At 72.9% G+C, this 11,330-nt stretch carries 9 protein-coding genes and 1 pseudogene; 6 read left to right on the forward strand and 4 right to left on the reverse strand.

Annotated elements, in window-relative coordinates; genetic code table 11:
- Both HUW36_RS15625 and HUW36_RS15630 read right to left on the reverse strand, forming a co-directional pair.
- Positions 1-254 (reverse strand): hypothetical protein (locus HUW36_RS15625; RefSeq protein WP_217428820.1); only part of this gene is annotated, 254 nt, incomplete at its 3' end.
- A gap of 141 nt (positions 255-395) precedes the next feature.
- Positions 396-1,226 (reverse strand): alpha/beta fold hydrolase, encoded by an 831-nt coding sequence (locus tag HUW36_RS15630; protein WP_174528841.1) that lies wholly within the window; start codon positions 1,224-1,226, stop codon positions 396-398.
- A gap of 126 nt (positions 1,227-1,352) precedes the next feature.
- Between HUW36_RS15630 and HUW36_RS15635 the strand changes: the two genes are divergently transcribed.
- Entirely contained in the window at positions 1,353-2,366 is a 1,014-nt protein-coding gene (locus HUW36_RS15635) for a sigma-70 family RNA polymerase sigma factor (protein ID WP_174528842.1), read from the forward strand.
- A 30-nt stretch (positions 2,367-2,396) separates the two neighbouring features.
- Here HUW36_RS15635 and HUW36_RS35140 read toward each other — a convergent pair.
- Positions 2,397-2,630, reverse strand: a pseudogene (locus HUW36_RS35140) (hypothetical protein); the annotation flags it as partial.
- A 294-nt stretch (positions 2,631-2,924) separates the two neighbouring features.
- Here HUW36_RS35140 and HUW36_RS15645 point away from each other — a divergent pair.
- Positions 2,925-3,413, forward strand: a complete 489-nt coding sequence (locus HUW36_RS15645; RefSeq protein WP_174528843.1) for a winged helix-turn-helix domain-containing protein — start codon at positions 2,925-2,927, stop codon at positions 3,411-3,413.
- Between the two features lie 86 nt (positions 3,414-3,499).
- Here HUW36_RS15645 and HUW36_RS15650 read toward each other — a convergent pair whose 3' ends face one another.
- Positions 3,500-7,903, reverse strand: a complete 4,404-nt coding sequence (locus HUW36_RS15650) for a S8 family serine peptidase (RefSeq protein WP_174528844.1) — start codon at positions 7,901-7,903, stop codon at positions 3,500-3,502.
- A 255-nt stretch (positions 7,904-8,158) separates the two neighbouring features.
- Here HUW36_RS15650 and HUW36_RS15655 point away from each other — a divergent pair, with 255 nt between their 5' ends.
- From HUW36_RS15655 to HUW36_RS15670, 4 genes are all read left to right on the forward strand, one after another.
- Positions 8,159-8,713: a winged helix-turn-helix domain-containing protein gene (locus HUW36_RS15655; RefSeq protein ID WP_174528845.1), complete on the forward strand. Its 555-nt coding sequence runs from the start codon at positions 8,159-8,161 to the stop codon at positions 8,711-8,713.
- A gap of 59 nt (positions 8,714-8,772) precedes the next feature.
- The gene (locus HUW36_RS15660) at positions 8,773-10,212 is read left to right on the forward strand and encodes a cryptochrome/photolyase family protein (RefSeq protein WP_174528846.1); all 1,440 of its coding nucleotides are present in this window, start codon (positions 8,773-8,775) and stop codon (positions 10,210-10,212) included.
- A 101-nt stretch (positions 10,213-10,313) separates the two neighbouring features.
- On the forward strand, positions 10,314-11,084 hold the full coding sequence (locus HUW36_RS15665) for a DedA family protein (protein WP_174528847.1): 771 nt from the start codon (positions 10,314-10,316) through the stop codon (positions 11,082-11,084).
- A 34-nt stretch (positions 11,085-11,118) separates the two neighbouring features.
- Positions 11,119-11,330: hypothetical protein (locus HUW36_RS15670; RefSeq protein ID WP_217428821.1), on the forward strand; the 212-nt coding region annotated here is incomplete at its 3' end.

Here is an 11,330-nt window from a genome sequence, read left to right on the forward strand (position 1 = left end):
CGGGCGACGAGCGCGTCGGCCACCGCCTCGGCGGCCTTGACCGCCCGCGGCTGGTCCGGCACCAGCACGGAGGTCAGCGGCGGCACCGCCGTCGGAGCCTGGGGCGGGGCGGCGACGGCCGTCTCCCGTGGCACGTCCGCCGGGGTGTGGCTCAACCCCAACGCACCGTCGACGCCCCAGGCCACACCCGCGCCCAGCAGTAGCACGACCACGGCGGCGGCGAGGAGCGGATAGGGACTCCGAACTTGAGCCACGCTCGGATTCTAGGGACGGCGGCCCACCGGAACACCCACCGAACAGCCCCCTGGTCGCACCGACGGATCTTGGTACGAAACGGCCCTCGGGTGGGCGCCTCCGTACCAAGATCCGGATGAGTGCCCCGGGGTGGCGTGGGGTCAGCGGGGCCGGTCGAGGAAGGCCAGGGTGACGGCGGCGAACAGCGGTGACTGGTCGATGTCGTAGTGGGTCAGGCCGGGCAGGATCGCCAGCGCGTGCCCGCCCGCCGGGCGGCCCTCGCCGGTCCAACCGCCGTCCCGCAGGCCGCCGTCGAGCAGCTTGAACACCTCGACGAAGTGGCTCGGCGGGGCCATGTCGGCGTCGGCTGCCATGATCAGCGTCGGCACCCGCAGGCCGCGTACCTGCTCGGTGAAGTCGAAGTCCTGCGCCATCGCCGCACCGATCTTGTCGAGCAGCCGGGGGAAGTCCTCCGGGCGGGGCGCCACCCGCTGGTACAGCTCGTACATCGGGGTGTCCTTCATGAACTCGGCCGCCGCGCCGGTGACCTGGCCCTGCTGCGCCAGCATCTCGGGGTAGACGGCGTCGCGCCGGATGTGTGCCGACGCGGAGACCAGCCGGCCGACCTTCTCCGGGTGCCGGAAGGCCACGTGCATCGCGACGCCGCCGCCGAGCGAGAAGCCGACCAGGTCCGGTCGGTCCAGCCCGAGGTGGTCGATGAGCGCGGCGACGTCGTCGGCCATCAGCGCCATGTCGAGCGGCCGGTCCACGTCGGCGGTGCGGCCGTGCCCCTGGAGGTCGACCAGGATCACCTGGTGCGTGGCGGCGAGCGTGGGCAGGACCGGCGTGAACATCTCGCCCGAGCCGAGCCCGCCGTGCAGCAGGATCATCGGGCGGCCCGACCCGTGCGTCTCGAAGTAGAGGTGGACGCCGTTGACGTCGGCGTACCGCCCCGGGGCGGTGGTCTCGGCGCTGTGCTGCGTCGTGCTCATGTCGTGCTCCTCGTGTGTTCCGTGCTGACGAACGGTGGACCGGCCGGACCGGGCGGACTCATCGGTGCCCGCGCCCCCGGATTCCGGGTGTTCGCGTTCGCGCAGCATGTGGGCTAGTTTCGGCGGGTGAGCGACGTGGCGAGCGTCCCTGTCGAGACGCAACTCGAGGCGTACCGGCCGGAGCTGACCGGCTACTGCTACCGGATGCTGGGCTCGGCCTTCGAGGCCGAGGACGCGGTCCAGGACACCTTCGTCCGGGCCTGGCGCAACTTCGACCGGTTCGAGGGGCGGTCCGCGCTGCGGACCTGGCTGTACCGGATCGCGACGAACGTCTGCCTGAACATGGCCGCCAGCGCCCAGCGGCGGGTCCGGCCGATGGACCTCGGCCCGGCGGGCAGCGGCACCGCGACCCACCCCGGCGAGCCCCGCCCGGAGCAGATCTGGCTCGGCCCGGTGCCGGACGACCGGGTCCTGCCCTCCGCCGGTGACCCGGCCGAGGTGGTCGCCGGGCGGGAGTCGGTCCGGCTGGCGTTCGTCGCGGCGTTGCAGCACCTGCCGCCGAAGCAGCGGGCCGTGCTCATCCTGCGCGAGGTGCTGGCCTGGTCGGCCCAGGAGGTCGCGGAACTGCTCGACACCTCGGTGGCGAGCATCAACAGCGCGTTGCAACGGGCCCGGGCCACGCTCGCGTCCACCGACACCGCCGCCGACGTGCGCCGGCCGCTCGACGAGGAGCAACAGGAGCTGCTGGCCCGGTACGTGCGCGCGTTCGAGGCGTACGACCTCGCGGCGCTCACCGCGCTGCTGCACGAGGACGCGACGCTGTCGATGCCGCCGCTGCCGCTGTGGCTGCGCGGTCCGGAGCACATCGCGGCCTGGATGACCGGCACGGGCCGAGGCTGCCGCGGCTCCCGGCTGGTGCCGACGGCGGCCAACGGCATGCCGGCGTTCGGGCACTACCGCCGCGACCCGGACGGTTCAGGGCACCTGCCCTGGGCGCTGATCGTGCTGGGGATCTCCGGCGGCCGGATCACCTCGCTCAACAACTTCCTCGACGTCGACCGCCTGTTCCCGCTGTTCGGGCTGCCGACCCGGTTGCAGGAGGGCGCCGGCCAGCCCGAGCAGGTCGGCGAGGTCGCGTAGGTCCGGGCCGGCGCCACGGACCTCCAGTCGCCACCCGAACCGGCTGGCGGTCAGGCGCAGCCGCGCCAGCGCCTCGACCGTGACCAGGTCCGGGCGGGTCACACCGGACACGTCGCAGACCACCACGCCGCGACCGTGGCCCCGCAGCGCCTCGGCCAGCTCGGCGCAGCGGGCGGCGACGTCCGCGCGGGTCAGCGTGCCGCCGGCCAGGACGAGCAGGAGCGTGGTCACGCGGGTCAGACCGGGGTACGGCACGGTTCTCATCGGTGCCTCACCGTCGGCCCGCCGACACGCCCACGCAATTTCCGCCGGTCATCTTGCCGATAGCAGTTACATCGACGTTAACTGCTATACCAATCATCGGTGCACGGCTATATGATCCCCGGTAGCTCGCCCCGAAGCCTCACGAAACCGCAGCTCCAGCACGCCTGATGCCGCACACCGCGCCCGGTGCACCGCAGCCCGCCGGGCCCGGTGAACGGCACGATCGTCCGCGCCGAAATGGGCGCGGGTAATTGCTCGGCGCTGCGCCACGGCCTGCCGGAAAGGTGGGAACGGATGACAGGGATCCCGTCCTTGGTCATCGGCATCGCGTCCTCGTCGGCCGAGCGCCGGCAGCTCGCCCAACTGCTCGGCGGCACCGAGTCGTTCCTGATCGTCTCCAGCGCCAACCAGGCGCGCCGGTTCCTCGACCTGGTCCGCCGGCCGCCGGCACCGTTCGCCCCGGCCGTGGACGCCGAGCCCGTGGCCGCGCCGCCGGGACTCGACCTGGCCGTCGACTCCGACCGGCGGGTGCTCCGCTGGCGGGAGCGGGAGGTCGGACTGACCCCGCTGGAGCACGACCTGTTCGTCTGTCTCGCCGGAACTCCCGGCCAGGTGTGGACGTACGCCCGGCTGCACCGGGCGGTGTGGGGCAACGACCACCTCGGCCGGCGCTCCGACATGCACTCCGTGGTCCGCCGTATCCGGCACAAGCTGGGCCGCCTGGACGCCCCCGCGACCATCCACGCGGTCCGAGGCGTCGGCTTCCGCCTCACCCCCTCCTGACCCCCGCCCGCGCCGCGGGGCGGGATGCCTGACGGCCCGCCCGGTGCGGGGCACCGGGCGGGCCGTCAGGGGTCGGCCGCTACAGGTCAGCAGCGGGTGGGGGAGAGGGTGAAGTCCTCCACGGTGGGCGTGGTGGAGCTGATCTTCGTCTGGCGCGTCTGGGGCTTCCAGCCGTCCTTGGCGACGATCAGCGTGAGCGGGTTGTTGCGCCGGTCCATCCAGTAGGCGTACCGGCCGTCGGCGTCGGTGGTGAAGGTGTAGGAGTTCGCCCAGGAGTCGACCTGGACCGTCGCGCCCGGCACCGGCGCCGTGGCGCCCTGGCAGCTGCGGCCGGAGACCGTCCCGGACAGCTTGCCCCAGGTGGTCGGCGGCTGCGCGATCATGGTGACCGCCACCGCCGGCACCGTGTACGGCGTGTTCTCCTTGATCACCACGGACGCCGAGTACGTGCCCGGCTGGTCGACGTTCGCGGTCATGCCGACCGTGACGGTGACCTTCTCACCCGGCGCCAGCGTGACCTTCGACTTGTCGACGGTCAGCCAGCCGACGTCGGCCGCGCCCTCGGCGCACTCGGAGAAGCCGGGCAGGACCTCGCTGTCCTTGGTGGCCGTGAAGCCGCCCGACGAGCCGCCGACCTTGTAGAACCCGCAGGCCGCGCCGCCCCGGTAGCGGGGTGCGTTGGCGTTGGGCAGGTTCGCCCAGGAGTCGGTCGCCGGATCGAACGCGAAGCCGGCGTTGGTGATGGCCCCGCCCTGCGACCCGCCGACGACCAGGAGCTTGCCGTTGGCCACCGCGTACGAGGCGGCCCAGTTGTCGGCCGGCGCGTCCGGGATCGGCGTCCAGGCGTTGGCGGCCGGGTCGAACGCGTAGCCGGCCTTCTGGGACACCGTCCCGTCGTTGCCGCCGGTGCAGTAGACGGTGCCGTCGATCCCGCCGCAGGACAGGAACGCCACCGACTTCGGGTAGGCGGGCAGCGTCTCCCAGGTGTTCGCGCCCGGGTCGTAGCGGACCACCGAGTTGGACATCGGCAGGCAGTTGGCCGTGGTGCAGCCGCCGACGGCGTACAGCTTGCCGCCCGCGACCGCCTGGCCGGCCGCCGCCCGCGGCGCCGGGTTGCTCGCCCGCGCGGTCCAGGTGTCCGCCGCCGGGTCGTACGACCAGGTGGTGCCGTCCGGGCCCGAGGCGCCCCAGCCGCCGGTGACGACGATCTTGCCGTCGATCACGCCGGCGGTCACGGCGTTGCGGGCGCCCGGCAGGTCGGCGATGGCGGACCAGGTCTGGGCGACCGGGTCGTACCGGTAGTTCTTGGCGCTCGACGTGGTGCCGTCGCCGCCGGCGATGGAGTAGACCTTGCCGTCGACGGTGACGACCCGGTTGTCCATCACGTTCGCCGGGTAACCCGGGATGGCGGTCCACGGATCGGCCTGCGGCGCGGTCGGCGCGACCGAGGTGGACGACCTGCCGGACGAGCGGGCGGCGAACGACGTCGCGGCGGTCAGCCGCTGCGCCGGCGCGCCGGTGGAGCCGAGCAGCGCCTGCTCGGACAGCTGGGTGCCGTCGGCCCGTTGCAGGACGAACCCGCCGTCGCGCTCACCGAACTCGACGTCGGCCGGCGCCCCGCCGGTGTTGGTCACGGTGAACGTCCTGCTGACCTTGCCGCTCGGCATCCGGGCCGTCCCGGTCACCGAGGTCGGCTGCACCGACAACCGCCCGGCGGCGAGCTGGAAGGTGGCCGCGGTGGCCCAGTCGGCCTCGACCGTGACCTGCCTGGTCTGGCTCACGTAGTTGCCGGCGCTGGCGGTGAACGGGTGCTTGCCGGTCAGCGACGAGAACATCCAGTAGAAGCCGTCCGGCAGTTCGGTGTCGTCCGGGGTGGCGACCGTGGTGGCCTTCTCCGCCGGGCGGTCCTTGCTGGTCACGGTGGCGCCGTTGACGTAGCCGTTGTCGTTCTTGTCGCGCACGTGGCCGACCACCAGGCCGCCGCTGACCGGCTTGCAGACGAGCTTGCTGCCGATCAGGACGTTGTCGACCTCCCACCACCATTCCCAGCTGGCGTCGTAGTAGTGGAAGCGCACCCGCACCTGCGACTGGTTCGCCGCCTGCGGAATCGGCACCTCGGTCACCTTCGGGCCGCGCACGTCGGCCGCCTGCCGGAGCACGTTGCTCCAGGTGGTGCCGCCGTCGAGGCTCAGGTCCACGTCGGCCCGGTCGCTGTTCAGCCAGTTGTAGTCCTGGTTGAACCGGATCACCGGGGCGCTCACCCCGGTCAGGTCGACGACCGGACTGACGAGTGAGGTGTCCTGCCGCCCGCCGTTGCCGTAGTTGTCGCTGTCGATGATGGCGAAGGTGCCGCTGCCGCCGGTCAGGTTGCCGCGCTCGCCCTTGTCGTCGAACTCCCAGACCTGCCCGGTGCCGGCGTTGTCCTCCACCGACCAGCCCTGCGGCACGCCGGTGCCGTCGAACGTCTCGTACACGCCGTCCGAGCTGACGGTGTAGCCGGGCGCGGTGGCGCACGCCTCCGGGTCCGCCGGCACCTCGACGTTGGCGGTGAGGTTGCCGGTGCCGACCGTGACCTCCTTGGTGACGGTCAGGTAGCCGGCGTACTGCGACTCGACCCTGAGCCGGTAGGTCGACCCGGACGGCAGCGTCAGGCTGTAGCGGCCGGTGGCGGGCGTGGTGTAGTCGGAGATCGGCGTGCCCTCGACGCTCACCTTCGCGTAGAGCGGCCAGCCGTGCCCGGACCCGTCGGTGACCTGTCCACCGATCGTCACGCTCGGCACCGCGCCCAGCGCCACGTCGAGCGTGGTGGTGGTGTTCTTGGTGACCGTCGCGGACAGGGTGCGGCTCGCGTAGCCGAACGCCGCGACCACCACCTGGTAGTCGCCGGCCGGCAGCAGCGAGGAGTACGTGCCGTCGGCGCCGGTGGTCAGCGTGCGGTCCGCCGCGCCGGTCAGGGTGACCGTCGCGCCGGCGATCGGGGCCCCGGTGGCCGCGTCGGTGACCGTGCCGGCCAGGGTGCCGTTGTCCCCGATCGGGGCGGCGGAGACCAGCGCGAGCGCGTCCAGCCGACCCTCGCCGTAGACGTTGTTGTCGTCCGCGGTGCCGCCGCACTGGGCGTCGGCCTCGTCCACCGCGGTGTCGTTCAGCAACGCGCGGGTCGCCGCGACGTCACCGACCAGGGTGGGTGCCGCCGACCAGAGCAGCGCGATCGCGCCGGCCAGGTGCGGCGCCGCCATCGAGGTGCCGCTGATGCTGGCGTACGAGTTGGTCGGCACGCTGGAGCGCACGTTCACGCCGGGCGCCGAGATGTTCGGCTTGATCTCACCGTCCTGCCCGGTGCCCCGGGACGAGAAGCTGGCGATGTTGTCGTTGATGTCGTACGCCCCGGCCGAGTAGTTGCTGGCCAGGCTGCCCGGTGAGCCGCTGGTCTGGCAGGACGGGCCGTTGTTGCCGTTGGACCAGACGCCGAAGATGCCGGAGGCGGTCCACGCGTCGGTGACGTCCTCCATGAACGGCTCGTTGGACGGCGCCGTGGTGCCCCACGAGTTGTTGATGATGTTCGGCCGCTTGCTGGCGTCCGGGTTCTGGCCGCTGAGGTCGGTGGGCTCCAGCATCCACTGCCCGGAGGAGATCAGCGCGGCGTCGGTCGGGCAGCAGCCGTTCGCGGCGATCCACTTGACCTCGGGGGCGACGCCGATCTGGTTCGCGCCGTCGGCGCCGGCCATGGTGCCCATGGTGTGCGTGCCGTGGCCGTCGGAGTCGCACGGTGCGGTGGCGCACTCACCGGCCGCGTCGAACCAGTTGTAGTCGTGGTCGAAGGTGCCGTCGCCGTTGTTGCCCCGGTAGGAGTTCACCAGCGCCGGGTGGTCGAACTGGACCCCGCTGTCGATGCTGGCCACGGTGATGCCGGCGCCCTTGACGCCGTACTGGGACCAGACGTCGTCGGCGTTGATGTTGGCGATGCCCCACTCCAGGGCGTTCGGCGCCTTCTCGTCGGTGCCCGGGACGGTCTCGGGCAGCTTGTACTCGACCGGGGCGTAGATGCCGTCCACCTCGGCGTGGGCGGCGAAGTTCTGCGCCATGGTCAGCGAGCCGCCGGTGACCTTGATGGCGTTCGTCGCCCAGAACGTCTGGTACTTCGTGCCGGAGCGGTCCAGCTCGGCGCGGATCTTCCCCTGGCTGTCGGCGGCGGTCTTGCGCAGTGCCGCCGCGACGGCGGCGCCGCGCTGGTTCCAGTCCTTGATCGCGGCGGCCCCGCCCAGGTCGGCCCTGGCGGAGAAGTGGACCCAGAAGTCGCCCTCGCTCTTGCCCTGGAGCTGCCGGGTGAGTTCGGGACGGATCTTGTCGCCGGCCGTCGCGCCGGCGCCCGTACCGGCCTGCGCCTGTGCTCCCGTGCCGGTGGCGGCCAGTGCGGTGGCGGCGAGCACCAGGGCCGCGCCCGCGCTCACCAGCCGCCCGGCCAGGCCCCTTCGGTGTGGACGTCTCAGCATCGGTGCTGCCTCCTCCGATGACCCGCGGATGGTCGAGCCATGACAGAAGGGCCAGGAGCCGCGCTCCCGACTGGTCACTCCGGTTTGAGACGAGATCCCCCCAGGCCCCTGGGCGCCGTGCGGGTCTACGCCGGCCACCTGAATGGACACTATGATCGACACCAAAGGACGATCAATGACCGTACGTGAGCAACTTGTCACCAACAGGTCCGCCGATCGCGGACCGGTTGACAGTGACTGTCACGGTGGGGTGCGGTGACGACTGACGACACGAACGCGACGACCGCCGGCACCGACCCGGTGGAGCGTCCCTTCTCGCTGGTCATCGGCGTCACGCCGTCTCCGGCCGAACGGTTGCGGCTCACCGAGCTGCTGGACGGCGTCGCCCCGCTGCTCGTCGTCGCCGACCTGGACGAGCTGCGCGAGTTGATCAACCCCGCTGACGGCGGCGGGCCGGGGCCCCTGCCGGACACCGCGACGACGGCCCCGACCCCGCCCGACGGCGCGCTGGTGCTCGACGCGGGTCGCTCGACCGCCCGCTGGGGTGACCGGGAGGTCGCGCTCACCCGGCTGGAGCGGGACCTGTTGACCTGCCTGACCGCCGAGCCGGTGCGGGTGTGGGGCTACACCGAGCTGCACCACGCGGTCTGGCACGACGCGCCGACCCGACGCCGGTCCGACGTGCAGTCACTGGTCAAGCGGCTGCGCCGCAAGCTCGACGGGTTGGGCACCGGGGTGACCATCGTGGCGGTCCGCGGCGTCGGCCTGCGACTGACCGACCACCGCCGCCCTCGGGTCCGGGGCGACTGACAGGCATTTCCCACCCCTCCGCACGGTTCCGTCGAGTCCGAAAGGGGCATCACCCGGACATGTCACGCTGGCGCTGGCTCCTGGCGGACCAGGTGGGTCCCCACTTCCTCGACGACGACGCGCAACGCGTCCTGCTGGTGGAGACCCGGTCGCTGTTCGCCCGCCGCCGGCTGCACCGCCAGAAGGCGCACCTGATCCTGTCCGCGCTGCGGCACCGCGCCGCCGACCTCGGCGACCGGGCCCGGCTGGTACGCGCCGACACGTTCCGCGAGGCGCTCGCCGGCCTGGACGCGCCGGTCGAGGTGGTGCACCCGACGTCGCGCGCGGCGCTGGCGTTCGCCCGTACCGTCGAGGGGTTGACCGTGCTGCCGCCGCGTGGATTCGTCACCGACCGCGCCGACTTCGCGGCCTGGGCCGACCGGCGGCGCGGCCAGCTGCGGATGGCCGACTTCTACCGGTACGCGCTGGACCGGCACGACGTGCTGCGCGACCTGCCGGCCCCGGCGCGCCGGCCCCGCCGGCGGACGCCTACCGACGTGCCGCCACCGCCGCCGGTCGTCGAGGACGACATCGACGCGCAGGTCCGCCGCGACCTGGACCGGTGGGAGGCGGAGGGGATCCGGTTCGTCGGCCGGGACGCCCCGCGTCGCCACCCCGCCACGCACGCCGAGGCGCACGCCCGGCTCACCCACTTCCTCGACCACCGGCTGCCCGGGTACGCCGACACCGACGGCGTGCTCACCGACGGCGACGGCCGACCCGCGTCCAGCATGTTGTCGTCCTCGTTCAACCTCGGGCTGCTCGACCCGGAGCCGGCGATCCGGGCCGCCGAGCGCGCCGGACGGGACGGCACGGCGCCACCCGTGGCGGTGCACCGGTTCGTCCGGGGCCTGTTCGGGTGGCGCGAGTTCCTGTGGCAGCTCTACTGGTACTTCGCGCCGCGCTTCCGCGGCGTCGGCTGGCTCGCCGCCACCCGACCGCTGCCGGAGTGGTTCGACCGCCTCGACGCCGACGCGGTGGAGGCGCGCTGCCTGGCCGACGTGCTGGCCGGCGTCCGCGACACCGGCTGGGCGAACCAGACCGCGCGGCTGACCGTGCTCGGCAACTACGGCCTGCAACGCGGCTGGCGCCCCGCCGACCTGGCCGACTGGTTCCAACGCAGCTTCGTCGACGGCGCCGACTGGATCATGAACGCCACCGTCATCGGCATGAGCCAGTACGCGGACCTGGCCCGCATCGACACCCACCCGTGGTCGTTCGACGGCACGCACGTCGACCGGATCAGCGACTACTGCGGCGGCTGCCGGTACGAGCCGGCCGCGGCGCTCGGCGACGACGCCTGCCCGTACACGGCCGGGTTCGAGACGTTCCTGCACCGCAACCGGGAGCGGCTCTCCGCCGATCCGCGCCTCGCCGCCGAACTGGCCGAGCGTACCGACCCGCAGCGCCGGGACGCGGTGCTGGCGCAGGAGGACAAGCGCGGCGACGAGGCGCCCTGACCGGAGGTGCGGAAAACCCCAGGGTCGCGGTCCGGTCGGCCCGCTGAGCCGTGCGTTCTCCCTCATGGTCCGCGTCCCGCCCCGGCCATAGCGTCGGGGACATGATCGATTCCTGGTACCTCACGACCCCCGCCGCCGCGCCGGCGCCCGGTGACACCGGCGGCCTGGCCGGATTCGCGACCGACCTGGTCGAGCGCCTCGGCGCTCCCGGCGCCGGGCTGGCGGTCGCGCTGGAGAACCTGTTCCCGCCGATCCCGAGCGAGGTGATCCTGCCGCTGGCCGGCTTCGCCGCCAGTCAGGGCCGGATGAGCCTGTTCGCCGCGATCGCCTGGACCACGCTCGGCTCCGTCGTCGGCGCGGTGGTCCTCTATCAGCTCGGTGTGGTGCTGGGCCGGGACCGGGTACGGGCCGTCGTCCGGCGGCTCCCGCTGGTCAAGCTGAGCGACCTCGACCGGACCGAGGCGTGGTTCGTCCGGCACGGCACGGCGACCGTGTTCTTCGGGCGCATGATTCCGATCTTCCGGAGCCTGATCTCCGTACCGGCCGGCGTGGAACGGATGCCGATCGGCAGGTTCCTGCTCTACACCACGCTCGGCAGTCTCATCTGGAACACCGTGTTCGTGCTCGCCGGCTACCAGCTCGGCGCCAACTGGCACGTCGTCGAGGAATGGGCGGGCGCCTTCCAGAACGTCGTCATCGTCGTCTGCGCGCTCGTGCTCGGCGCGCTCGTGGTGTTCGGCCTGCGCCGGCAGCGGCGGCGTCCGGTCGCCGCGGAGGTCGCCGGCGATCCGACTCCGCGTGGCGGACGGGACCTGCCGATGCGCTCCGGCACCGTGTACCGCAGCCGGGGTCACCTGGGGGACGATCAGTGAGCGCCGGCACCGGCAGGCGGGTGGGGAGAAGCGGGTGGCGGTGACCGAGGCGCCGGTAAAGGCCGTGCGGGTGGGTCGGTGGGCGCGGCCGGTGGTCGGCGTCGCCGCCGGTGTCGTCACCGCCGCCGTCGAGGTGGCGTTCCTCGTCGTGGTCGGCCTGCTGCTGATGCTGGCTGCGCCGGTTCCGGCGCTCCGCCGCCGCGTCCTCGCCGCCGCCCTCGGGTGCGCCCCGGCGGCCGCCCGGTG

Origin of the sequence: Micromonospora maritima (genome assembly GCF_902825405.1) — a bacterium.
GTDB lineage: Bacteria > Actinomycetota > Actinomycetes > Mycobacteriales > Micromonosporaceae > Micromonospora > Micromonospora maritima.